Annotated in this window: 23 protein-coding genes; 5 read left to right on the top strand and 18 right to left on the bottom strand. The window is 64.8% G+C overall.

Going from position 1 to position 23,932, the window contains the following annotated elements:
- Nucleotides 1-80: 80 nt before the first annotated feature.
- The 8 genes from IEW22_RS20605 to IEW22_RS15500 form a co-directional block, all read right to left on the bottom strand.
- Nucleotides 81-935 carry a tyrosine-type recombinase/integrase gene (locus tag IEW22_RS20605; protein WP_373284212.1) on the bottom strand — a complete coding sequence of 285 codons (855 nt, stop codon included), beginning with the start codon at nt 933-935 and terminating at the stop codon, nt 81-83.
- 92 nt (nt 936-1,027) lie between these two features.
- Nucleotides 1,028-1,270: a helix-turn-helix transcriptional regulator gene (locus IEW22_RS20600; RefSeq protein ID WP_188587528.1), complete on the bottom strand. Its 243-nt coding sequence runs from the start codon at nt 1,268-1,270 to the stop codon at nt 1,028-1,030.
- Nucleotides 1,263-1,715 carry a hypothetical protein gene (locus IEW22_RS15525; protein ID WP_188587527.1) on the bottom strand — a complete coding sequence of 151 codons (453 nt, stop codon included), beginning with the start codon at nt 1,713-1,715 and terminating at the stop codon, nt 1,263-1,265. The genes IEW22_RS20600 and IEW22_RS15525 overlap by 8 nt, the downstream gene beginning before the upstream one ends.
- Nucleotides 1,712-3,289, bottom strand: a complete 1,578-nt coding sequence (locus IEW22_RS15520) for an FtsK/SpoIIIE domain-containing protein (RefSeq protein WP_188587526.1) — start codon at nt 3,287-3,289, stop codon at nt 1,712-1,714. Before IEW22_RS15520 ends, IEW22_RS15525 begins: the two co-directional genes overlap by 4 nt.
- Entirely contained in the window at nt 3,286-3,600 is a 315-nt protein-coding gene (locus IEW22_RS15515) for a hypothetical protein (RefSeq protein WP_188587525.1), read from the bottom strand. The genes IEW22_RS15520 and IEW22_RS15515 overlap by 4 nt, the downstream gene beginning before the upstream one ends.
- Before the next feature lie 139 nt (nt 3,601-3,739).
- On the bottom strand, nt 3,740-4,117 hold the full coding sequence (locus IEW22_RS15510) for a hypothetical protein (protein WP_188587524.1): 378 nt from the start codon (nt 4,115-4,117) through the stop codon (nt 3,740-3,742).
- A gap of 28 nt (nt 4,118-4,145) precedes the next feature.
- Nucleotides 4,146-4,568: a hypothetical protein gene (locus IEW22_RS15505; protein ID WP_188587523.1), complete on the bottom strand. Its 423-nt coding sequence runs from the start codon at nt 4,566-4,568 to the stop codon at nt 4,146-4,148.
- A 1,150-nt stretch (nt 4,569-5,718) separates the two neighbouring features.
- Complete coding sequence (locus IEW22_RS15500; protein WP_188587522.1) at nt 5,719-6,423, bottom strand: hypothetical protein; 705 nt, start codon at nt 6,421-6,423, stop codon at nt 5,719-5,721.
- A 1,475-nt stretch (nt 6,424-7,898) separates the two neighbouring features.
- Here IEW22_RS15500 and IEW22_RS15495 point away from each other — a divergent pair.
- The 3 genes from IEW22_RS15495 to IEW22_RS15485 all read left to right on the top strand — a co-directional run bounded on the left by IEW22_RS15495 (nt 7,899) and on the right by IEW22_RS15485 (nt 11,758).
- Entirely contained in the window at nt 7,899-9,209 is a 1,311-nt protein-coding gene (locus tag IEW22_RS15495) for a lipase family protein (protein ID WP_229742768.1), read from the top strand.
- 86 nt (nt 9,210-9,295) lie between these two features.
- A complete protein-coding gene (locus IEW22_RS15490; RefSeq protein ID WP_188587521.1) occupies nt 9,296-10,075 on the top strand; it encodes an alpha/beta fold hydrolase in 780 nt (259 codons plus the stop codon).
- Nucleotides 10,076-10,426: 351 nt separating this feature from the next.
- Entirely contained in the window at nt 10,427-11,758 is a 1,332-nt protein-coding gene (locus IEW22_RS15485) for a glycoside hydrolase family 5 protein (RefSeq protein ID WP_229742766.1), read from the top strand.
- 25 nt (nt 11,759-11,783) lie between these two features.
- On the opposite strand, the gene dnaG is transcribed toward IEW22_RS15485, so the two are convergent.
- The 4 genes from dnaG to IEW22_RS15465 all read right to left on the bottom strand — a co-directional run bounded on the left by dnaG (nt 11,784) and on the right by IEW22_RS15465 (nt 17,207).
- On the bottom strand, nt 11,784-13,721 hold the full coding sequence (gene dnaG / locus IEW22_RS15480; RefSeq protein WP_188587519.1) for a DNA primase: 1,938 nt from the start codon (nt 13,719-13,721) through the stop codon (nt 11,784-11,786).
- Nucleotides 13,722-13,771: 50 nt separating this feature from the next.
- Nucleotides 13,772-15,043, bottom strand: coding sequence for a deoxyguanosinetriphosphate triphosphohydrolase (locus tag IEW22_RS15475; RefSeq protein WP_373284211.1), 1,272 nt, complete (start codon nt 15,041-15,043; stop codon nt 13,772-13,774).
- A 22-nt stretch (nt 15,044-15,065) separates the two neighbouring features.
- Nucleotides 15,066-15,554 carry a cold-shock protein gene (locus IEW22_RS15470; RefSeq protein ID WP_188587517.1) on the bottom strand — a complete coding sequence of 163 codons (489 nt, stop codon included), beginning with the start codon at nt 15,552-15,554 and terminating at the stop codon, nt 15,066-15,068.
- A 258-nt stretch (nt 15,555-15,812) separates the two neighbouring features.
- Entirely contained in the window at nt 15,813-17,207 is a 1,395-nt protein-coding gene (locus IEW22_RS15465) for a glycine--tRNA ligase (RefSeq protein ID WP_188587516.1), read from the bottom strand.
- A 304-nt stretch (nt 17,208-17,511) separates the two neighbouring features.
- Between IEW22_RS15465 and IEW22_RS15460 the strand changes: the two genes are divergently transcribed.
- Together IEW22_RS15460 and IEW22_RS15455 are read left to right on the top strand one after the other, a co-directional pair.
- A complete protein-coding gene (locus tag IEW22_RS15460) occupies nt 17,512-17,883 on the top strand; it encodes an ArsR/SmtB family transcription factor (RefSeq protein ID WP_188587515.1) in 372 nt (123 codons plus the stop codon).
- Nucleotides 17,880-18,341, top strand: a complete 462-nt coding sequence (locus tag IEW22_RS15455) for a Fur family transcriptional regulator (RefSeq protein ID WP_188587514.1) — start codon at nt 17,880-17,882, stop codon at nt 18,339-18,341. Before IEW22_RS15460 ends, IEW22_RS15455 begins: the two co-directional genes overlap by 4 nt.
- 34 nt (nt 18,342-18,375) lie before the next feature.
- On the opposite strand, the gene IEW22_RS15450 is transcribed toward IEW22_RS15455, so the two are convergent.
- The 6 genes from IEW22_RS15450 to IEW22_RS15425 all read right to left on the bottom strand — a co-directional run bounded on the left by IEW22_RS15450 (nt 18,376) and on the right by IEW22_RS15425 (nt 23,853).
- Complete coding sequence (locus tag IEW22_RS15450; protein WP_229742764.1) at nt 18,376-18,825, bottom strand: hypothetical protein; 450 nt, start codon at nt 18,823-18,825, stop codon at nt 18,376-18,378.
- A complete protein-coding gene (locus tag IEW22_RS15445; RefSeq protein WP_188587535.1) occupies nt 18,825-19,658 on the bottom strand; it encodes an isoprenyl transferase in 834 nt (277 codons plus the stop codon). The genes IEW22_RS15450 and IEW22_RS15445 overlap by 1 nt, the downstream gene beginning before the upstream one ends.
- Nucleotides 19,659-19,788: 130 nt before the next feature.
- On the bottom strand, nt 19,789-20,568 hold the full coding sequence (recO, locus tag IEW22_RS15440; protein WP_188587513.1) for a DNA repair protein RecO: 780 nt from the start codon (nt 20,566-20,568) through the stop codon (nt 19,789-19,791).
- Nucleotides 20,569-20,596: 28 nt separating this feature from the next.
- Nucleotides 20,597-22,480 (bottom strand): YhgE/Pip domain-containing protein, encoded by a 1,884-nt coding sequence (locus IEW22_RS15435; protein ID WP_188587512.1) that lies wholly within the window; start codon nt 22,478-22,480, stop codon nt 20,597-20,599.
- Between the two features lie 90 nt (nt 22,481-22,570).
- On the bottom strand, nt 22,571-23,509 hold the full coding sequence (gene era, locus IEW22_RS15430) for a GTPase Era (protein WP_188587511.1): 939 nt from the start codon (nt 23,507-23,509) through the stop codon (nt 22,571-22,573).
- Nucleotides 23,506-23,853 (bottom strand): cytidine deaminase, encoded by a 348-nt coding sequence (locus IEW22_RS15425; RefSeq protein WP_188587510.1) that lies wholly within the window; start codon nt 23,851-23,853, stop codon nt 23,506-23,508. Before IEW22_RS15425 ends, era begins: the two co-directional genes overlap by 4 nt.
- Between the last annotated feature and the right edge of the window lie 79 nt (nt 23,854-23,932).

Here is a 23,932-nt window from a genome sequence, read left to right as displayed (position 1 = left end):
GTCGCGGAACTCCTGGGGATAGGGCTTGGGCACAGCTGGCATCCTTCCAGGCCGCCCGGCAGGGCAAGCCAGATCAGATGTCACCTACTCGTGCACCAGCCCCCTCCCGCATCGATGGCGAGTGACGCCGCTGTGTCTCGCAGTTCGTGGGGTGTAACTGTTCGCTTCAGTGACTTCGCAGCTGGTGTCAGCCGATCTCGTCGCCAGTTCTTATTTCTTAGAGGTTCACCATTCGCCGCAGAAAACAACAGCGTCGACTCTGGCGCAGTCGAACCGATGACCCTCCTCGCGTAGTCACTAAGTCTTCGAGCAACCGAGGCAGGTAACGGAACAGTTCTAGCTTCGTGATCCTTCACGTCACCGAGGTGCATCCTGCCCCCAACGTCTGAATACGCTCTGCGCACCCGAATCGTAGTTGCAGACCTCCCGCAATCACCAACCTGCAATGCAGTCAGCTCGCCCCACCTCAGACCACCGTAACCCGCAGTTAGAACCATCAATTGGTCTCGCTCGTCTCGAAGGGCAGCCACCAAAGCCCATAACTGATCGTGGGTCAGCGGCCGAGGTTCCGAACGCGGCGCCCGCGGCAACCGCACCCCTTCTGCTGGGTTACGAGCCATGACCCCGTCATTCACAGGTATCGCGAGCACCTGCCGCAACAAACCAAGCGACTGCCGCGCCGTGGACACCGAACGTTGCGAAACGATCGAACTCACCCAAGTCGCTACATCCGATGGCGCCACTTGCGTAGCCGGTTGGCGACCCCACTTCGGGTTCACCCACTTGTCCCATATGCCCTTACGCCTTGCCACAGTCGAAGGGGTTCCCGACGCCCAATCCAGTAGCTCCGCCCACTCGGCAACAGTCGCGTCAATGTCATCTTGGCCAACCCACGTCCCAAGCGCCAGACGGTCCTTCTGCTGCCGCTCCCACACCTGAGCGTCGGCCTTACGCCGAAACGTGCGCGAAGCCAGGTGCTGCCCCCGGTAATACAACCGCACGCGATAGCCGGCGCCACGCTTCTCGATCACCGCCGAGCGATTCCTGGCCGACTTCTTCGCGCTACCAGGCGGTTCTCCGCCGGGTCGACTCTTTGGGCATCGAGCCACTCATCGAGATCGCTCACGTCATACCGGACAGCTTGACCGAGCTTGAGGTAAGCCGGTCCAGTGCCCTGGACCCGCCACGAACGCAGCCGATGTTCTCCGATACCGAGGTAGTCCGCTGCTCCCTTGGTGTCCCGGAGGTCGCGTGTTCGAGTGTCAGCCATCCGTCTTACCTCCACGTTGGCCCGATCCGCCGATTGTCTCCGCCGTCGACGCCGCGTCAAGGGCGCTACCGCGTCCGCTTCGCGGATCACCTTCGGTGCCCCTTGACCCCACGCCGCAGCCTTGAGTGCGCTCTGTATCGGGCCGACGCTCCCGTCTGGTCACCAGGCCACCAATCGAGTCAGCCAGCAATGCGCGATGTTCTTCCAGCGTCAAACCAGTAATCACATAAATCTGTTGGTTTGATGCATCGGTGAGCGCAAGTAATCCTGCCCAGTGGCGAAGGAAATGCTCCGCATGCTCGGTGCAGAACAACAGATCAACACCGTTGTCCCTTAATGGAATACCACCGTCTTCACCTCGGCGAATCAGCGCAATCAGCTTGCCATGATCGTCTACGCTGGCGCCCTCAGCGCAACCCATAGCCGAGCACTCGTCGTTCCTCATTTGTCTCCTCCCGAGATGACTGTCGATGGTTGTCGGAGATCGTTGGCGACCGCCGTCTCTGCCATCTCAAAGAAGGGGAGGCGGTAGACGGCCGACGCCTGTGCGATAGCCGCCGCCACCTCTTCCGAAATGAAATCCGACCGCCCGTACATGCGCCTGCCCGCGTCATCGGACACCACCACCATCCCCGGGCGCCGAGGCATGGTGACAGCCGATACCGCGCAGCCCTCATCCGGCATCGGACCGAGAATCGCGGCTTCCTGCTCACGCGTAGTACATTGCCCTGCAACACGATTCGAGCAGTTGTCCCGGATAATCGACGGAAGCACATCGGCAGTTGGCTTCTGCGTGGCAAGAACATAGACGATCCCAGCGGCCCGGAATAGCCGCACACCACGCGACACGAGACTCACCAGCGCTCCTGCCTGCTTTCGATCGACTGATGGGTCAAAAAGTTCAGCACACTCGTCAATCACCACCACTATCAACGGCTCTTCATCGGTGTACCCACGTCGAGAAACACTCTTGAATCCGGATCCGCGCAACGAATCAAGCCGCGAGATGCCGAGTTGATCCAGTCGTTCGAGCACTTCTAGCGCGGACTCCTGATCACCCGCTGATGCGGACAGACGAGGCGCCCAATCATGAAATTCGACCATGCGCTTACAGTCGATGCCGATTACCTGGATGCATGGATTGAACGCGGCGCCTGCCAAGACCATGTTGAGGATTACGGACTTGCCAGCCTTCGGAACTCCGCCGACCACGGACGACACCTGGTCAAGTGGGAAAATCAAGTCCGTGCCGTCCTCACGTCTACCGATCCTCACTCCCTCCAAGTCACCAGCGGGCACAGCTCCCATCGAGAGTTCCGCGCCAGCCGCAAGAGGATCGAGCAACACCGCCAACAACTGCGCAACACCGGGCTCGGCCAGTTCAACGCGTACTTCGTCCACCTTCCACGAAGCCGCGATAGCATTCGCGGTCCGCACGAAATCCGCTTCGGTCTGGCCCCGCAAGAGCTGCACGGAGACCGCGAGTCCGAGCGGATGTCTCGTGATCTGCCGCAGTTGCGGCACCTCCCAGTCCGCCCAGTTGCCGTACGCTTGCTCACGCACCCGCGCATGCGGGTCAAGACTTGCACTGACCGCGGCGGCCACGCCGATACCGTCCACATTGGTGCGACGCCGAGCGAGCTTGCAGTCGACGGCTACATGTGCCCATGAATACCAAATTGACTGCGCTAGAATGTAATTCGCTTCTCCACCCAGCGTCTCTACTTGCTGTTGACGCCGACTATCCTCCGCATGGTTCCGCTCGCGCCGACGCCACACTCCGACCCCCGCGACCACGAACGCTAGCAGCAGCATGGTCACGCGAGAGGTCAGCAGCCAGGTGAGGAGTAGCGCTGCCGCCACCGTCGCATACGGGTGTGCTCGACACCACGCGAGGACTGCCGTACGTCGCGCTGCACGCTTCTCCTGCGCCGCCCATTGACGGACATCTGCTCGTTTGTCGACTTTGGTCGGTTTGCCCATGCGAATCGATCGCGCCAAATTGTCGAGATAACTCACGATACGTTCGCAATCTCGACACCCGCTGGCAGTAGGCTGCCGACTACCTGTTCCAACTGGTAGCGCAGTTGGGTGGTGTGCAGCCGTCCGGGTGCGCCGGTCTTTGGGTCCACATTCCGGCATGCCTGATCGAGTCGGTCCCCGTACCGTGGTAGCTGCCGAGACAATTCTCGAATTTGTTCGGTAATCGATTTTTCCGATTCTGTGTAAAATTCGATCCACATCTCGATTTCAAGATCGTCGTCGGGGGTCGCGACAATTTGCAAGTATTCCGGCCACTTCGGATGCGCACACGCTACGATATCCAGCATATTTACTCCTCACCTAATCCGAGATTTAGTCGGATTTCTTCAATCAGATGTTTGGCGTCCTCGACTGACAACCACCGGCGCCACAAAGAATCTCGATCTTCGAGCAAAATTCCATCATCTACGACCGCTGCGACGTTGATCACCGGGCCTCCCTCAATTGCTGAGGATTGAGGTCCACCGCTACATATACGCGCCGATGATCAGCCTCGTAGCCCGCGACGCTACCGTCCTGCACCGCAAAATCTGCCCACCAGCGTGCAATTTCTTCCGGAGAATAATCGAGTTCCGGAATGGTGACATCATCGATATCTCTGACCCACCAATAACCCCATTCATCCGATATCGGCCATCCGTGATATCGGATTAATCGCCCCATTGTCGCTTCAATCAGAGTTTTCTCGCGTGCGGTCAGCGACCAATCCATTTCTTCGGCAGTTCGCATCAGAACACCACCGGAAAACTCATCCAGACGAAATGGCCCAGAAATTGCAGAATAGTGCCATGATTCCACGCCCACTGGGCGGCCAAGACTAGCGGTTCGCGCATCATTTGCTACGCCCCCCAGCGCCCACCGACGACAGTACATCGGCTATCGACCCCACAGGCGTGACACGCTCGACAAACAGAGTCGTCCGAAGTACTCCTCGCGGACCTCCATCTCCGAATCCAGCTCGACCCTCGGCGCGAAACCGCACTTCGCAATGCCCCTCCGCGCGATAGATGACGCCCGCGTCGACGGCCTCCAGCGGCGTCGTCGACTCGACATCCGCACCGTCATAGCCGACGCCGCCCACTGAGACCGCCAGGCCACTCAAACGGCGAATCGTTGCGCCGCCTGACGTCTTCATCGGCGCGTCCTGGCGCTTGCCGTCAACATATAGCGCGCGTTCGCGGCCCACGCCGCCCGTCCCGACCAATTGCACCAGCGCAGGGTCGACCACCACCGTCGCCCTCGTGATCTCTGACATAGCCACCTCCGTATCATGAAACAAACGTTTCTTTATACACTTGCTCCGCCGTACTTCGCCTTGCTTGGCCGGGGATGCACGTTTCTTTATACGCCACGCACCAAGTAACGTCAAGGTCATGCCAGCGAACGCGCCCGTGCTCACCACCGGCCAGGTAACTGAGAAGCTGAACATCAGTCGCGCAACGCTGTCGAAGTTGGTGGATACCTCCGTTCTTCATTCCGAAAAGTCGGGTGCAACAACGCTTTTCATCGAGGATGAAGTGACGGAACTCGCCAGTCGGAGACCCGTCGCTATGCCCCCAAGACTCGGCGCTCTCGTTTGCCGCATGGGTAGACCATCGCACGACGGAGACCGACAGATCGGATGGAACGAGACTTGGCCCGAAGAGGCCAAGATCGAAGCCGTACGCGGGTGGTGGAAAGTCGCATGGCCCGACCAACTCGTCGGCGAAGCGTTGGTTGCTGTCGTTGCCGGCTGGGTCGTGGGAGTATGGCAGATCGGGCAGGAGCCTCCTGAGAGAAACGACGCTGGTCGCGTACGTTTCCGTCTACACCCCGCGACTCCTGCCCAAACTGACTACTTTGCAAGAAGGACCCTGAGCCTGCCAGCGGGGCCAGCGGCACTGCCCATTGGCGTTCCCTTCAGGGGGGAGACATAACCAACGGTGGGACCACGCGAAACAAGCGTGGCCCCACCGAGGCTAGGTACTACCGCTTCTTACGATCGTGTTCAACGACCGTAGTCTTGGGGTGCCTCCGAGCATATGCATCTGACACATAGCGTCCGGTGACAGCACTCCTTGCGTGAGTACCCTTGCTGGAACCCGACTTCGCAGCCATGACGGTTCCTCTCTGCTGAAAGTCTTCCTCATCAACAAACCGCCGCGCCATCTGCATCTTTGGCAGCTATGGCACCGCCGGTGTAGCGTCTGATACGCAAGTGGCATTGCAAATTCAGAACGCATCCCCGGCCAGGCGGCTTAACCCGACGGTCGGGGATTCGTACTTTCAGCAAGCATGACTCTACACGCTGCGTCCGACATTCTGGCCGATCAATGCCAGTCATCGGCTGCTGACTTCTAAAGTGCCAGGTCAAACTACTTGACAAGTTTCAGACCATTCATGGTGCGCGTGTCGGTGCTTGACATCTAGTTGGAGCGGTACTCCACACCGCGATCACTCATCCACCTAGCCGTGGCACTTGCCCCATCGTCGCCCTCTGCTGCCTCCAATGCCTCAACCAGCCAGGAAGGGCGCCAAACCATCATTCGATACCACCCGGCGCGACTAATCTCGCCTAGCGTCTCGCCGTTCAGGTCGGTAGCCGCAATCGCTTCATCGTCCGAAGTCGCGGTCTGCCCACGAGCAGCAACAATCTGCGCCCATAAGTCGCCCAACGGCCCAGGCCGAACACGTCCCCACACGATCTGCCGCCGACCCAGTGAAGCCAGTTCCCATTCTGTCCAGAGCGCCCATAGGCCAGGTGGGCTGATACGTGTGACCTCATTGGTGTCCAGGTCAACCATGCAGATGGTCTGATCTTCAAGTTCAACTATTTGCCATCGCCTCGGTGTGCGGATTCCAAAAGATCGAGCGTCCACGCCTTCCGTAACCGCCCGCAGAACCTCGAACGGCGAAAGATTCTGCCTCGCAGCTACTTTGGTCTCGGTTCCAGCTGCGACTTCTGCGCCGATCTTCGCAGCGTGGTCCAGAGTTGACTTTGCGAGATACCCCCCGATGAACTCTGCGCCTTCATCACGAACCTTGCACAGGTCAACCGAAACCGATCCCGGCTTTCGTCCCCCCGCCTTCATCACACCTGCCGTCCAGCGTGTCGCGATCCGTGCTGCCATCGCCGCGCACCCAAGCCATTCCCGATCGCAGACTCCCTGGAAGCCCAGGGACCCGAGAACTTCGCCAGCATCTTCGCGGATGCCGTCACTGGCGTCTCCCGCGAGGAAGAGCAACACGTGTGCGTGAAGGTGCCACCCGTGGCCGCCGGCGCCAGGTCGCGAGACCGTCGTCTCTAGGACGCGGACATACCCGGCGACGCCGAAACGGTCCCTATCACCCAAAATCGCTGGCTCGATCCACGATCGCCCCTCGCGCGTTCTCTCCCGCTCGGAGCGGCCCGTCCATCCGACACTTCCGAAGGTAGAGCGCCAACCCTTCGACAGAATCTCCCACAGGTCCACCAGTCGGTCCGAGTCGCGGTGCCGGAGCGTCAGTGTTAGAAAATAGACCGTTCCTCGCTGTCGGTGACACTCGCGTACAGCTCGCCCAACCTCAGCGGACCGCGCCGCAGCAATCACAGCGGAGCATCGCGGACAAGCCCACACACTCCCGCATGTCACGAGGTTTCCGTACCCCGCTACACGACCAGATGGCAGTGAACGCACCTTCACCGGAACTCCACTGCCCACGAAGGTTGAGTCGCGACGACGAAACGCATCCATTTCCATTGCATCGGAGTGCAAGTAGCGACCGCACATGCGCACCGACTTCAGGGTGGACGCTTTCCACAACACCGCTCGTGCAGCCCATCGAACACGTCGCCGATACGCCGAATCTCCCTCGATATAGGCCGCGGCTGACTCGTCGCCGGCCTCCAAGTCGGATGGGTTATCGCGTTGCCCCCAGCAATAACTCTGAGTACTACCAAGAGGGCCGCTTCGCGGCCCGTCACCTGCGTTCCCGGCCTCCGCCTGCGCTTCCGCTCCCGCGCCTTCGGTCGGGCATGCGGCCTTCGGCCGGTCCCTCCCTTCGGCGCTCCCGCTCTCACTTCGGCTCCGGCCGTCCACTCCGGTGACCACGTGCTTGAATGCACCGTTGCCCGCTAAACTGGGGACAACGGCGGCGTCGATATCTGGCATGTCTCTCGTCTTCCGCCGAGCGAGCCTCGACCTGGCCGGGTCGGGGCTCGCGGTTTCTCTGGAAGACCATCAATCTCTGCTGGGGTGGGGGGCAGTGGGGTGGTGTTCGCCGATTTCGGGCTGCCTATGGCTCGCACTGACGAGCGCTAACTCGCTGCTCAGGCCGCATATTTGACCGATAGCGCAGGGTCGGAAACGATCTCATAATCCGCTGGTCGTGGGTTCGAGCCCCACCCGCCCCACCACACGCCGAGGAGCGCAGACGAGAATTTCGTTTACTGTGCGGCACATACCATTTCGCGATCTCATCAATCCATCGTCCTCGCTGGTGCGACCACATGTCACCGGCATTTATGAACCGCAGCACAACACGGGTTACGGGAAGTGTCGGGTGCTACGTTGACCGCGTCGCTGGGGTGACCAACATTGCTCGTCGAGAGTCGGGGGTACAAGCTGTGACCGTCGTGATGCGATTGTCCTGTCGGACACTCATTGCCACCCTCGCCTCCACACTCGCGTTGGCACTCACGATCAGTCGCGCTCCTGATGCGTACGCGACGCCCGACACATTCTTCACCGTTCCCCAGGAGCAGATCGATCACGCCGATCCGGGTGACGTTCTCCGGACACGTGAGATCGTCTACCACCTGGCCGGGATACCGACCCCGATCAGGGTGTCGCAGTTGATGTATCGCTCGATCGACGCGCTCGGACATCCAGTCGCCAACGCCACGTCGATCCTGCATCCCCTTGTGCAGCAGGCACATCCACGTGCCGTCGCCTACAACTCCATCTACGACTCACTGAATCCCGACGATTCGCCGTCGCGGATGATCGCCGGCAGGATCTCCTTCAGCGGTGCGCTGAACGCCGCGGAGGCAGGCTTTCTCGCCGATCTCGTGGGGGCGGGCTACACCGTCATCGTCTCCGACATCGAGGGACCTCATGCGGACTTCGGCGCAGGTCCCGAATATGCCGCGATGACCCTCGACGGGATACGGGCCGCCAGTCGGACGACCACCACGGGGATCACCGCCTCGACCCCCGTCGCACTGATGGGCTACTCCGGCGGATCGATCGCCACGGGATGGGCCGCGTCGCTGGCACCGACATACGCGCCCGACGTCAACCGTCGACTGGTCGGGGCCACCACCGGAGGTGTCTTCGTGACCCCGAGGCGCAATCTCGAGTACGTCGACGGAAGTCTCGGATGGGTGGGGGTGGCGATGATGGCAATCAAGGGACTGACCCGCGCGTACCACGTCGACCCCGCCGAGTACCTCAACGCGCGTGGCCGCGCTCTGATGACGTCGCTGTCCGACGACGCCATCCCCGATGTGATCTATCGCTACCCGCTGCTGACGTGGCGCGATATCGCCCGACCCGAATACGCGTCCTTCGACAAGGCGAGCGCGCTGGTCGACATCACCGACCGCGTGGACCTCGCCCGCCAACCGACGCCCACGATCCCGCTGATGGTGGTGGAAGGCTCTGGCGGGGACCTGACTGGGACCAACGGACACAAGCCGGGGATCGGCGCGGGCGACGAGGTCATGGTCACCGGCGACGTACGCTCATTGGTACACCGCTACTGCGCCACCGACCGCCAGGTCGAGATGATCGAGATCCCCTGGGCGAGTCATTCTGTCGCGATGCAACTCTGGGCACCGATGGCCGTCACATGGTTCACGGCACGCTTCGATGGCCTCCCCGCGCCCAGCACCTGCGCCACCACCTCGGTCGGCGGCAGCAGCGTCGGGTCGTGAGCACCCAGAGCCGCACTGTCCCACATTAAACCGGGTAGCTGCGAACACAATGCCGGCGAACCGGTTCGTGGCAGGCTGGTGGGGCGATGCTCGAATATCATCAGATCACCCGAACCGCCGACCGCACCCGCCTGGCCGTGCAGGTCCGCGGCCACGGTCCGGCATTGCTGTTGATGCCCGGGCAGGCCAACAATCATCACTGGTGGGACAGAGTCCGCGCGGACCTCGAGCGCGAGCACACCACCGTGACCTTCGACTACCGAGGCACCGGCGGCAGCGACTCGCCTGCCGGTGACTACACCACGATGATGTTCGCCGATGACGCTCTGACGGTGATGGATTCACCGGCGATCACACGCTTCGACGTCTACGGCACGTCCATGGGTGGCCGCACCGCACAATGGCTCGCGGTGAAAGCCCCGCAGCGTGTCCGGCGGCTGATCCTCGGCTGTAGCACGTGCGGCGGCGCGCATGCGGTCGAGCGCAGCGCCGAGATCCGCCGGCTGCTCAGCGGCCCGGGCGCCACTCGAGCGCTGGTCGATCTGATGTACACACCGCAGTGGCAGGCGAACAACCCCGGACCGTACACGGTGCTCGGCGACCCGCACATGACCGACGCGGCGCGACGCTCCCATCTCTACGCCAGCAACACCCACAATGCGTGGGAACACCTTTCGCAGATCGCCGCCCCCACGTTGATCCTGCACGGGTCCGATGACGAGATGGCACCGGCGGTCAATGCCGACATCCTCGCCGGGCGCATCCCCGACTCACGCACGCACATCTTCGACTCGGCCCGCCACGCCTATTTCGACGAGTGCGCCGACCTCGCCACCCCGATGGCGCTGGAATTCCTCGCCGACTGAGCTCGCCGATCTGCGCGATCGTGCTGCGAGTTCACGCACGGTCGCTTACCGTACACCTGATCGGTAGTAGGTGATCGGCGTACTCCCCGTGCATTCGGCACCGCGGTGACGCGCGACATCCGTCGAGGAGGGACAGCGGTGCGCGAAACCCGAAACAGTGCCGTGACTGCAGTGGTCTCCGCGATCGGCCTAGTACTCACACTCCTCGCCATTACATCCCAGGGAACAGCGAATGCCGTTCCCGGGCAACCGGAACCGGCGTCGATAGTCGATCGTGGACACTTCGGCCAGTCGGGTCGGTGGCTCGTGGACGGCAGCGGCCGGGTTGTCCTCTCCGCGGGCGTCAACCTGGTGAACAAGCACTCCCCCTACACCGCCGAAGGCGTCGGTTTCAACCTCGACGACGTTCGATGGCTCGCCACCAACGGCTTCGACTCTGTTCGACTCGGCATCATCTGGAAAGCCATCGAACCCAGCCCGGGTCACTACGACGACACCTACCTCGCCTCGATCCGGCGAACGATCGATCTGCTTGCCTCACAAGGTATCTCCACACTCGTCGACGACGCACATCAGGATATGTACAACGAACGGTTCCAGGGCGAATTCGCCCCAGACTGGGCCGTTCTCGACGACGGACTCCCCGACCAACCCAGGGTCGGCTTTCCGGCCAACCAAGCGGTCAACGCCGGCCTGCTGCGCGCCTACGACAACTTCCTGGCCAACCGCAGGGGCCCGGGCGGGGTAGGACTCGTCGACCGGTTCGCCGCGATGTGGCACCACGTGGCGGCGCATCTGCGTCCCGCGCGGGGAATCCTCGGCTACGACCTGCTCAACGAACCGTGGCCGGGCAGTGCATATCTCGGCTGTGTCGCCACCCTGGGGGCATGTTCGGCCGCCCGGGAACGACTGGACGTACTCAATTCGACGGTGTCGACCGCGATCGCAGCGGCCGATCCTGATGCGATCAGCTTCTACGAGCCGTACTCCATCTGGAACGACGGCATCGACATCCGCCCGGCACGCCCGACGGGTACCGCGCACGCGGCGCTCAGCTGGCATGACTACTGCCCCGTCGCCGCGCTGCTCGGTTCGTATACCGGATGCGCACCATTCGACGGTCGCACCTTCGCCAACGCCGACCGGGCGGCGCTCGACGATCACGTGGGATCGTTGCTCACCGAGTTCGGCGCGACCGACGACGCACCAACGCTGCGCGCGATCACCGACGCCGCACGCGCACATCTGGTCGGCTGGCAGTACTGGGCCTACTGCGACTGCAGCGATCCGACCACTCAGGATCGCGACGCACAGGGGATCGTCGGCCACCCCCAGCGCCCGGGACCAGTCCGACCCGACGACGTGAACACCGCCAAACTCGCGATCCTCGCGGCACCACACGTGCGGGCGGTCGCCGGCACACCGCTACGCACCCGGCGGGTGCCGGGCACCGGCACCTACACCGCCGCGTGGACACCCCGGCGCGGCGACGGGACCGGGTGGTTCGACGCCCGCACACCCACCGAGGTGGCTGTCCCCGCGGTGGACTTTCCGCACGGCTTCCACGTGACCGTCACGGGCGGCCACATCACGGCGCGACGCGATGGACGCCTGTTCCTCGTGGCCGACACCCACGCGCCGGTCGGTATCGAGATCACCGCATCACCGGCCGCTGAGGGGTGACGCCCATGTGACGCCCCGGACCCGCTCAGCCGGCGTCGCTGGCCACAGCCTGCTCCAGCAGACTGCGCCGGTAGGCCTCTAACGCCACCAGGTCACCGAAGATCGCGTTGTATGCATCGGGATCGTCACCGGGCGACATCCTGCGCAGCCTGGATTTGATGTCGGCGATCTGATCACCCACCCACACCTCCTGCAGGCGTGCGAGCACCCCCTGGATGTACTTGGGGATCATGTCCTCCGACACCGGGAGCGCCTCGACGGCGAGTTCGGTCACCAGCGAGCCCGCGTCACCGCCACCGACGCCCGTGCTGATGGCCTCCACCCACTCCACACCGCCACTCGCGCTCGACGTGCCGCCGCATTCGGTGATGGCAGCGCGGATCGACGCGTACGCGGCATCGGTGAAGCAGTCCACCGGCAGGGAGTCGAAGACCGTGCCTGCGATCGCGGGATACTGCAGCGCAGCCTTGAGCGCCTCGCGTTGCGGCCACAGTCGCGGATTGGTCGGAGCGGGCCGCACGAATCCTGACGCACCGCCGGACACGGAACGGACCGACGCGGCACGGCCGGTGTCATGGGCCTCACCGGCGACGGGTCCGCGCCCTCGCTCGGATCGCCCCGCCTTGCCACGCCCGGCTTTGGCCTCGTCACGCACCCGCTTGATCACCTGGGCCTCGGAGTCCCAGCCCACCCAGCCGGCCAGTTGCCGGGCGTAGGCGTCACGCAATGTGGGGTCCTTGATCGACGCGACCACCGGAACCGCCTCGCGCAGTGTGTCGATACGACCCTCGAGTGTCGACACCCGCTCGTCGTCGATCATCGACTTGATCGCGAACTCCAGCATCGGCTTTCGGCGCGCGATGAGGTCTCGTACCGCGGCGTCACCGTCGGCCTGCCGCAACTCACACGGATCCATCCCGCGCGGCTCGACGGCCACGAAGGTCTGACCGACCACCGACTGCGAACCCTCGAATGCCTTGAGCGCGGCTGCTTTTCCGGCCTCGTCGCCGTCGAAGGTGAAGATCACCTCGCCGCGGAAGAACGAGTCATCCATCATCAGCCGGCGGATCAGGGACACATGATCCTCACCGAAAGCCGTGCCACACGCGGCGACTGCGGTGGTGACCCCGGCCAGATGCATGGCCATCACATCGGTGTATCCCTCGACGATGACGGCCTGATGCCCCTTGGCGATCTGCTTCTTGGCATGGTCGAGACCGAAGAGCACCTGAGACTTCTTGTACAGCAACGTCTCCGGTGTGTTCATGTACTTGCCGAGTTTGTCGTCGTCGAAGAGTTTGCGCGCACCGAAACCGATGACCTCGCCGGCGAGATTGCGGATGGGCCACAGCAGCCGCCGATGGAATCGGTCGATCGGTCCGCGCTGCCCCTGCTTCGAGAGCCCGGCGGCCTCGAGCTCGGCGAACTCGAACCCCTGCGACAACAGCGTCTTGGTCATGATGTCCCACCCGGCGGGTGCGTACCCGCACCCGAACCGCAGCGCCGCCGCGGCGTCGAAGTTTCGCTCGGTCAGATACCGACGCGCCACCTCAGCCTCGGGCGTGTTGAGTTGTTCGGCGTAGAACTTCTGCGCTGCGGCGTTCGCGGCGACCAGGCGGGCGCGCGTGCCGCGGTCGCGCACCACCGACGTGCCGCCGCCCTCGTAGTTGATGCGGTAGCCGATCCGGTCGGCGAGCTGCTCGACCGCCTCGACGAAGGAGATGTGTTCCTGCTTCTGCAGGAAGGTGTAGACGTCGCCGCCCTCGCCGCACCCGAAGCAATGGAAGTGGCCGTGATTCGGCCGCACGTGGAACGACGGGGACTTCTCGTCGTGGAAGGGGCACAGACCCTTCAGACTGTCGGCACCCGCGCGGCGCAATGCCACGTACTCGCCGACCACGTCCTCGATGTGCACACGCTCACGAATCGCCGAGATGTCGCGATCGGGGATTCGGCCTGGCATCAGCCCAGTCTAGATCCTCGCCCCGACGTGCCCGGTGCCCCCGCGCCAAGTCAGCCGAGGTGCGCCTGTGCCCCGGAGTTCTGCTTGTCGGTGCGTTCGAGGCGTCCCTCGGTCATCGACGCGATCTGATCGACGATCACGCGCATCCGGGTGGCGTCGTCGGCGGCGGACTCCCATGCGGGGACCAGCAGCGGGTCGAGCCCACCGGGTGCGGCCTGCATCAGCCACGCGGCCACGCGATGGATGCGATCGCGCTGACGTTCCTGGTGTGATCGGTGGCGCTCATTGGAGAAGATGTAGCGCAACGCAAGCGTTTTCAGGATCGCCACCTCGGCGACGATCTCCGGCGGCACGTGCAGATCGGCGACATAACGGTTGATCGGCTCCTCGCCGACCACCGCCCTGGTCCCGGTGATGGCGGCCGAGGCGAACCTGCCGACCAGCTCGCTGGTGAGACGTTTGAGCGCCACCGATTGCGCCAGAGTGCCGTCGTACCCACGGACCGCCGCGACGATGTCCATCGCGGAGAGCCGCTGCGCCGCCTCGATGAGTGCGTTCTCGTCGAGCACGTGGAATTCGCTGATGCCGATCGCCGCGAGCGCACGCTGATCGCTGGGATCGCCCAGTGAGCGCAGGTCGATGCGGTCGGCCATCACGCCGTCCTCAACATCGTGGACCGAGTAGGCGACATCGTCCGACCAGTCCATCACCTGCGATTCGACGCACTGATGACCCGGGGTGGCGCCCAGGCGCAGCCAGGACATCGACCCCATGTCGTCGGCGTAGGCGCCGAACTTGCGCTCTGGCGCCTCACGCGCCCACGGGTATTTCACCGTGGCGTCAAGCGAGGCGCGCGTGAGGTTGAGCCCCACACTCCTACCGTGTGCGTCGAGGATCTTGGGTTCGAGTCGGGTGAGGATGCGCAGGTTCTGCGCGTTGCCCTCGAATCCGCCGTGCTCGCTGATGAACTCGTCGAGCGCCCGCTCACCGTTGTGCCCGTAGGGCGGATGCCCGATGTCGTGGGCGAGGCCGGCGAGTTCGGCGAGGTCGGGGTCGGCCCCGATACCCATCGCGACGCCGCGTGCGATCTGACCGACCTCCAGCGAATGGGTCAGCCGGGTCCGCGGTGTGTCACCCTCCCGCGGCCCCACGACCTGGGTCTTGTCGGCCAGACGCCGCAGTGCGGCCGAGTGCAACACCCGCGCACGGTCACGGGCGAAGTCACTGCGGTGATCGGTGCGCGTTCCGGGCAGGCTGGCGGTCTTGGGTGGCTCCGGGACCACCCGGGCGAGTGAATCCGCGTCGTAGTCGGCCGGCCGCAGCGGTGCGGCAGTGGGTTGCTGACTAGTCAAACACCCATCCCCGTGCAATGGCGAAGTCCACGACGCGACGGCGGATCGCGATGATCTGCCCTGCGGTGAGCGCGTCGGAGGAGTCGAGCAGCAGTTCGGTCAGCTCGTCGGTGAAATCGTCGGCGTCCATCGCATCGCCGCCGCCGGAGCGCCGCGGTCCGCGGGCCGGTCGATGGCCACCGTGATCGTCGCGGCGGTGCTCGTCACGCCGCCCGCCGCCACGCGGGGCCGCCGAGGCGGGCGCCTCGCCGGTGACGGTCACATTGACCGCCTTGGCGCCGCGGTCGGTGTCCTCCACGTCGAAACTGACCTCGGCTCCGGGCTTCAGCAGCCCCTCGTCGATGTCGATGTCGTTGATATGCAGGAACACGTCTGCGCCGCCGGAATCCGGTGCGAGAAAACCGAATCCACGGTGAGCGTCATAGTGGACAACCTTGCCCGACACCGACGCGCCGTTGCTGTCCTGATCGTCATCTGCCACTACAACCCACTCCCTCGGTTTTCGCGGGTGTCCCGCCCGACCACCTGCCGGGCGGCACCACGCCGCGGACGCACTCCCACGTGCAACTCATCAACAACTGTAAATCAAAGATCGCAGGTCAGGGACGGCGAAGCAAGCGTGCCCGTCACCGGAGGCGCCTCGAACACGCAAATCGCCCGAGCAGCCCGCCTGCGAGCGCTCACGCCACCCGACCCGCTGACGGATTCGCGTGGCAGCCGGCTCGTCGACGCGGGCGTCTCAGCAGCCCGGGAGGGCCGCGCCGAGGTACTCCCGAACCTTGTCGAGCGCGACCCGCTCCTGCTTCATGGTGTCGCGTTCGCGGATCGTCACGGCCTGATCGTCGAGGGTGTCGAAGTCGACGGTCACACAGAACGGGGTGCCGATCTCGTCCTGACGGCGGTAGCGCTTGCCGATGCCCTGGGCGTCGTCGAACTCCACGTTCCAATACTGGCGCAGCTCTGCGGCCAGAGCCTTGGCCTTCGGCGAGAGCTGCTCGTTGCGCGACAGCGGGAGAACCGCGGCCTTCACCGGCGCCAGTCGGCGATCGAGTTTGAGCACCGTGCGGGTGTCGGTGCCGCCCTTGGCATTCGGCACCTCCTCGTCGGTGTAGGCGTCGACGAGGAAGGCCATCAGCGACCGTGTGAGGCCGGCCGCGGGCTCGATCACGTACGGCGTGAAGCGCTCACCGGTCGCCTGGTCGAAGAACGACAGGTCCTCGCCGGAATGCGCGGTGTGTGTGGACAGGTCGAAGTCGGTGCGGTTGGCCACACCCTCGAGCTCACCCCAGGTGCTGCCGGCGAACTCGAAGCGGTATTCGAGGTCCACGGTGCGCTTGGAGTAGTGCGAGAGCTTCTCCTTCGGATGCTCGTAGAGGCGGATGTTGTCCGGGTCGATGCCCAGGTCGAGGTACCACTGCTGGCGGTAGTCGATCCAGTACTGGTGCCAGTGCTCGTCCTCGCCGGGCTTGACGAAGAACTCCATCTCCATCTGCTCGAACTCGCGGGTGCGGAAGATGAAGTTGCCGGGGGTGATCTCGTTGCGGAAGCTCTTGCCGATCTGCCCGATGCCGAACGGCGGCTTCTTGCGCGCGGTGGTCATCACGTTCTTGAAGTTGATGAAGATGCCCTGTGCGGTCTCCGGACGCAGATAGTGCAGCCCCTCCTCGGACTCGATGGGTCCCAGGTAGGTCTTGAGCATCATGTTGAAGTCGCGCGGCGCGGTCCACTGACCCTTCGTGCCACAGTCGGGACACACGATCTCGGTCATCGGTACCGAGTCGGGGTCATCGATCCCCTTCTTGTCGGCGTAGGCCTCCTGCAGGTGGTCCTGACGATGACGCTTGTGGCAGTTCAGGCACTCCACCAGCGGATCGTTGAACACGTCGACGTGACCGGAGGCCACCCACACCTGACGCGGCAGGATCACCGACGAATCCAGCCCCACCACATCGTCGCGGCTGGTGACCATGTTGCGCCACCACTGCTTCTTGATGTTGTCCTTGAGCTCCACGCCGAGCGGGCCGTAATCCCAGGCCGACTTCGTACCGCCGTAGATCTCGCCGCACGGGTACACCAGTCCCCGGCGCTTACAGAGGTTGACGACGGTATCGACGCGGTTGGTCTTGGAGGCCACGGTGGTTCTTCACTCCAGGTCTGTGATCGAAGGTGTTGGGCGTGCGACGGCGGCTGGTCGTCAGCGTTGGACGCCACCCGACCTGCACACGTGCTACCGATACAGCCTAACCGCAGCACCGACCGACCTCCGCCGCGGTCCGGTGCCGCCGGCGGCGTGTGCCTACCGTGCCCCCCTGCCGAGACCCCGGGTAGTTGCCCGGCATTGACATGCGTGCTCATGAATATGAAAATGGTTACCGTTAATCACGGACGAAGGGGCGCACTGGCATGGGACAACCGCGAGCGATGTGGGCCGACGCACGATGATGCCGACCGACGCGGGCTCCGACGCCACCACGATCGCCGCGGCCGGCGAACTCCTACGGGCGCTGGCGGCGCCCGTACGCATCGGACTCGTACTCCAGCTCGACCAGCGCCCGCAGTGCGTCCACGAGCTCGTCGGCGCACTCGGTGTGACCCAGCCGCTGGTCAGCCAGCATCTGCGCGTGCTCAAGTCCGCGGGCGTGGTGACCGGGACCCGACGAGGTCGCGAGATCGTCTACCACCTCGCCGACGAGCATCTCGCCCATATCGTCTCCGACGCGGTCGCCCACGCCGAGGAGACGGTTCGCGGCACTCAGCACACACACGCTGACGACGCCGACCGCACCGAGACGACACAGGAGCAGCGATGAGCACCACGGGATCCCGGAAGGGTGCCGCAGCCGCCGATTCGGCGACCGGCCTTCGCCCGGCGACGGCGGTACGCTCCACCCGCCAGCGCGACGCCATCGCGACCGCGCTCTCCCGCAGCGACGAGTTCCGCTCGGCCCAGGAGCTACACGAACAGTTGCGCGCCGACGGCGAGTCGATCGGCTTGACCACGGTGTACCGCAATCTGCAGGCGTTGGCCGATGCCGGCCAGATCGACGTGTTGCGCACCGACGCCGGCGAGTCGCAATATCGCCACTGCTCCACCGGCCATCACCATCACCTGGTGTGCCGCGACTGCGGGACCACCGTGGAGATCCAAGCTCCCGAGGTCGAGCGCTGGGCAGGCGACGTCGCACGCACACACGGTTTCACCGACGTCAGCCACACCGTTGAGATCTTCGGCCGCTGCGGGCACTGCACGGCAGCCGACCGAACCTAAGGCCACCGACTGAACCCGAGGCCACCGACTCGACCTAGCCGGTCCGTGCCTCATGCAGGTCGACACCGGAGGCGAGCACCATGTGGACCAGCGTCAGCAACGCGAGGTCGGTGAGATTCCCGCCCGGAAATGTGTAGTGCAGCAGCACATCACAGGTGACGTCGGCGGCGCTGCTGCGTTTGAGTGCGCCGAAGTTCAGTTCCGAACCCAACCGCTCGATGTCGTCGCGCAGCGCGTCGGTGTTCGGCAGATCCCAGGCCACCACCTGTGTTAGCGACAGCACGTCGAGTCCGTCGGCCAGCGTCAGCGACCGGACGATCGCCCGAGTCCCCCGGAAGTCGACCATGATCGCGCCGTCGGACATCGAGTCCACGACAGCGACCTCGGAGAGCAACCTCCCCAGCCGGGCCATCAGCACCTCGGCGGGCTCGTCGCGCTCAGGCCCGTGATCACCGCCGAGGTCGACGCGAGAAGCCTCACCCATCAGGCGCCACCCTGCTTCAGCGGTTCGTTGACGCCGCCGAAGCGGCGGTCACGCGCGGCGTACTCGACGCAGGCGGCCCACAGGTCGCGGCGGTCGAAATCGGGAAACAGCTTCTCCTGGAACACGAATTCGGCGTAGGCCGACTGCCACAGCAGGAAGTTGGAAATCCGTTGTTCGCTGGAGGGCCGCAGGAACAGGTCGACGTCGGGCATGTCGGGCTCGTCGAGGTGGCGAGCGAGCATCTGCTCGTCCACCCGCTCCGGGTCGATCTCACCGGCGGCCACCCGTCGTGCGATCTCCCGTGCGGCGTCGGCGATCTCGGCTCGTCCGCCATAGTTCACGCACATCGTCAGGGTCATCACCGTGTTGTCGCGGGTGAGCTCCTCGGCCACCTCGAGCTCGCGGATCACGCTGCGCCACAGTCGCGGACGGCGACCGGCCCACCGGACCCGCACACCCATCTCGTTCATCTCGTCGCGTCGGCGGCGGATGACATCGCGGTTGAAGCCCATCAGGAAGCGCACCTCCTCGGGACTGCGCGACCAGTTCTCGGTGGAGAAGGCATACGCCGAGAGCCATTCGACGCCCATCTCGATGCAACCGCACACCGCATCCATGAGCACGGCCTCGCCGCGCTTGTGTCCCTCGGTGCGCGGGAGTCCGCGGTCGGTGGCCCAGCGTCCGTTGCCGTCCATCACCAGCGCGACATGGCGCGGGACGAGTTCGCGCGGCAACACCGGCGCGACCGCACCGGAGGGATGCGGGTCGGGTGGGCGAACGGACTTGGTGGTCGGGTCGCTCCCGTCGGCCGAGCGTGCGCCGCCGCGTCGCATGATCACCGGGCATCCTTTCGCCGTGGCGCCGGGCGCAGATGCAATGGGCATCTGGTCGGCGGACAACTGGTCGCCCCAACGATACGGACATCGGTGGTCTCCGCTGTCGCGGACCGTCGCGGAGCGAGGCTCAGGCGCTCCCGGCGACCTTGGATTCGTCGGTGTCCCTGCGGTGGGGCTCGGCACGTTCGATCAGCGGCAGTGTGCGCAGCTGGCGTTCCAGATGCCACTGCAGATGCGCGGCGATCAACCCGCTGGCCTGACTGCGCATCGACGCGCTCGCCTGGGTGGTGTGCTCCCACTGTCCCCGGTACATGGCGTCCATCAGGTCGAGAACCCCGGGTGAGGGTGTCGCCGAGCCGGGAGGGCGGCAGTGCACGCACACCGAGCCGCCGACTGCGACGTGGAACGCCCGATGAGGGCCGGGCTGTCCGCACCGCGCGCAGCACTCCAGCGCCGGCATCCAGCCGGCGAAGTCCATCGCCCGGAGCAGGAAGGCGTCGAGGACGAGCTGACGTTCGCGTTCACCCGCCGCGACGGCACGCAGCGCACCCACGGTGAGACGGTGGAGTCGATCAGCCGGTGCGCGTTCCTCGCCGGCGAGCCGTTCGGCGGTCTCGAGGATCGCACATCCGGTGGTGTAGCGGCCGTAGTCACCGACGATCGCCGACGCATACGACTCGATACTCACCGCCTGGGTCACCACGTCGAGGTTGCGGCCCGGATACAACTGCACATCCACATGCGCGAAGGGTTCGAGTCGGGCGCCGAATTTCGATCGGGTACGGCGGATGCCCTTGGCGACGGCGCGGACCAGTCCGTGCTCGCGGGTCAGCAGCGTGATGATGCGGTCGGCCTCGCCCAGCTTGTGCTGGCGCACCACCACTGCCTGATCCCGGTAGACACGCACAGCGTCATTGTGTCACCGCCGCGGCAGATCACTGCGACTCGGCACCGATCCGTTCAGCGCGTCGCAGTCCGGGCAGCCGTCGGTGACGGGCGTGCTCCGCGGCGGTCTCGTCCGCGCTGTCGGCGTGTTCCGCGGCGTGCCCGCGGGGTTCGCGGCGCCCGCGGTGGCCTTTACCCCTGTGGCCAGTGTTGCGCTCGAAGCTGCCCGGCAGCCGGTCCCAGCCACGATGGTCGAAGTACTTGGTGCCGATCAGACCGAACAGCAGGCCGAACACCAGACCCACCACGGTCATGATCAGCGCCGACCCCAGTCCCGCGGCGAAGCTGCCGTCGAAGAACAGGATGGAACGGACTCCCAGATACACCTGGTGCATCGGCTCGACATGGGCGATCACACCGAAGAATCGCGGACTGGCCTGCAGTGGCAACGCGCCGCCGGAGGCGGGCAGACCGAGGATGACGAAGAAGATCAGGTTGAGGATCAGGCCCGGCGGACCGAACACCGCACTCACCGACATCGCGGTGAAGCCGATCGCGGTGATGGCCAGCACCGAGTACAGCCACAACTCGAAGACATTCGGCATGTACATACCCACCGCCTTGCAGACCGCTATGTAGAGCGTCGACTGCAGCACCGCGACCACCCAGATCATCAGCCATTTGGCCATCAGGACGCCCCACCGCGACATCGGCCGTCTGCTGCGCAACTGATAGATCGGACCGAATTCGTAGGGGGTGAAGCCCGCTGTCGAGTCGACGATCGTGTGCACCACCATCGCGCCGGTGAACCCCGCGAGCAACACCATGATCGTGTAGTAGAAGGCCGTCAGTCCGGCCGACGCCGAGTCGGGTAGCGGGTTGGCCTCGGTGATCTCGAAGCGCACCGGTTGCGACAGAGCCAGCTGTGCAGCGCCGGAGATCGGGGCGTTGCCCGCCTGCTCGCGCACGGTGGCACTGAGCTGCTGGCCGAACTGCTCGTTGACGGTCTTCTGCACAGTTCGGGAGAACGTCTGGGTGATGGACGAGGCGAAAGCACCCTGTCGACGGTCGTAGAGGATGTCGACCATCGGTGGTTGCGGGGAGATCTCGGTCAATGCCGACGCCCCGAAGATCACCGTCGAGGAGGTGAAGTTGGAGGGGATGATCACCACTCCGTAGGCCTTGGCGCGGTCGAGTCGGTCGAAGGCGTCGCCGATGCTCGTCCGGTCGATGATCACGCCGGTGCCCTTGGTGCCGGCGACGATGCCGTCGGCAACCTGATTGCCGAAGTTCGCCTCGGGAGCGTCGGGGGTGATACCCGTCTTGCCACCGACATCCTGATTGACCAACGCGATGTGAAAGTCGTGCAGGTTGTGCTCGGGGTTCACGATCGCGCTGATGTAGGACACGCCGAGGATCGTCATCACCGCGAGCACGGCGAGAATCGGCGCGAGCCAGAAGGTCCACGACCGCAACAGGTCGGCGACCGATTCGATCCCCTGCTCGACGTGGAAACGATGGGCGGGTTGCCGCTCACCGTCGGACACATCGGCGCCCTCGGCGGCCCGGTCGCGGTAGGCCTCCTCGGCGACGAGGTGGTCGTCGACCCGGTTGAGGTCTGCCCGGTGCTCACCCGGCCGGTCCAGACCGCCGCCGTGTTCGCCGCCGCCGTGTTCGCCGCCGCCGTGTTCGCCGCCGTCATATTCGCCGCCGTCATATTCGCCGGCGCGGGCGACGTCTGTGGTGCCCGAATCGGCATCGGAGGTGTCTGCGGGTCGGTCGTGCTCATCGTGACCGGGCAGATCGACGATTTCGGCATCGATCACCGACGGCTCCGACCGATCGGGCCCGTCGGCGTGGTCGGGCCTATCGGTGTGGTCGGACCCGTCGGTGTGGTCGGACCCGTCGCCGCGCCCTGAACCTGCACCCGTCATCGACTGCCTCCGTTCGCGAACTGCTCATGCGCCGTCCGGGGATGAGTGACCGCTCGTGCGGGCGGCATCATCTGGAGAACCCGACTCATCTCAGAATCCGAGTCGCCCGAGTTGTTTGGGATCACGCTGCCAGTCCTTGGCGACCTTCACGTGCAGGTCCAGGTAGACCCGGGCGCCCAAGAGCTTCTCGATCTGCGTGCGCGCCTTCGTCCCGACCTCTTTGAGTCGCGCACCGCGTTTGCCGATCACGATCCCCTTCTGGCTGTCGCGCTCGACGTAGAGGATCGCGTGGACGTCGACCATCGGCGGGAGATCCGGATTGGTCTGTTCGCGCGGGATCACCTCTTCGATCACCACGGCCAGCGAATGCGGGAGCTCGTCGTGGACATCCTCGAGTGCGGCCTCCCGGATGAACTCCGCCATCAGCACGTTCTCCGGCTCGTCGGTGAGTTCACCGTCGGGGTAGAACGCGGGCCCTGGTTCCATCTTCGAGACCAGGACGTCGACGAGGACGTCGAGTTGCTCACCCGTGCGCGCCGACACCGGCACCACCTCATGGTCGGATCCGAGCAGTTCCGACAGCGCGAGAAGCTGTTTGGCGACGCGATCCGGCGTGACCCGGTCGATCTTGGTCACCACCCCGACGATCGTCGTCGACGGCGCCATCAACGTCACCTGCGAGACGATCCACCGGTCGCCGGGGCCCACCGGCTCGTCGGCAGGGATACACACGCAGATCACGTCGACCTCGGTGTAGGTGTCGCGGACCAGATCGTTGAGTCGCTGACCGAGCAGGGTGCGCGGTCGGTGCAGACCTGGGGTGTCGACCAGGATCAGTTGGGCGTCAGGACGATTGACGATGCCGCGGATGGTGTGCCGGGTGGTCTGCGGACGGTTGGAGGTGATCGCGATCTTGTCGCCGACCAGCGCGTTGGTCAACGTCGACTTGCCGGTGTTGGGGCGGCCGACGAAACACACGAATCCCGAACGGAAGCCGGGGTCGATCTCGAAGGGGAAGTCCGGGTTCATCGGTCACCACCGATGCGGTCGAGCACCTGTGCGCGGACGTCGGCGATCAGCACGTACGCCGCGGGTCCGCCGAGTTCGGTGACGGCAGCGACCCCGGGGTCGGTGGCGTCGGCACCGATGATCACCGCCGCCTCGAGTCCGGGTGCGCCGGAGGAGACCGCCGCCGCGACCGCGGCCTGCAAACCCGACAACCGCAGCGAGGGTAGCTCCACCTCGGCCGCGGCGTAGGTACGCCCGTCGATGTCGCGCACAGCTGCCGCCGAGGACGCCTCGGCGCGTGCGAGTGCGCCGCGCGCCAGCGTGATCAGCTTCGCGTCCTGCGGATCGAGCGCCTCTGACGGCACCAAGCGGGTCCTCTCGTTTGTGGGCTCACCCGTCCGGCGACACCACTGAATAGTCAATTCCTACCCGACTCGGCGCGCC

The organism is Gordonia jinhuaensis, from assembly GCF_014639795.1.
GTDB classification, from domain to species: Bacteria; Actinomycetota; Actinomycetes; order Mycobacteriales; family Mycobacteriaceae; genus Gordonia_B; species Gordonia_B jinhuaensis.
The sequence above is the reverse complement of the archived record's forward strand: the minus strand, read 5'-3'. Positions and strand labels throughout refer to the sequence as shown.